Raw genomic sequence first — 457 nt, 5'->3', positions numbered from 1 at the left:
AATACGTGGATTCCATATATGAAAAGGGGCATAAATCAGTTTCTGAAAATTGAGCATTAGTGTGATCACCAAGCGATTCTGTCGTATCGTAACTACCAAGCGACTTTGTCATTCGCTTAATTACCGAGGGAAATTGACGGTCTCTATTTTTACGTAATCCTTTGACTAGTGCTACGAATTAGTCAGGGGTGTATAGGATGATCGTTATGGATACTCAATCTCAGCTTACCGTGGATATCATCGCAAAAGTTGCTCTCGGTAAAATCTCAATTACTAATGCCTCTAAGCTCCTCAATAAGTCTCGCAGAACCATCGAACGTTATCTCAGGCGATATCGCTCTGATGGTATCCGATTTGTGGTTCATGGCAACACAGGAAGGGCACCCGCTAATAAAATCCCCATTACCTTAAAGCAACAAGTTCAAGCTCTTATAAAGACCAAGTATTACGACTTTAA

General features: G+C 40.7%; 1 protein-coding gene. It reads left to right on the top strand.

Annotated features, from left to right (window positions below; translation table 11 throughout):
• Positions 1–197: 197 nt before the first annotated feature.
• Positions 198–457: helix-turn-helix domain-containing protein (locus tag AB4589_RS25040; RefSeq protein ID WP_372101921.1), on the top strand; the 260-nt coding region annotated here is incomplete at its 3' end.

This window comes from Vibrio sp. 10N.222.49.A3 (genome assembly GCF_041475145.1).
GTDB classification, from domain to species: Bacteria; Pseudomonadota; Gammaproteobacteria; order Enterobacterales; family Vibrionaceae; genus Vibrio; species Vibrio tasmaniensis_A.
This window is presented reverse-complemented; position numbering and strand designations above follow the sequence as displayed.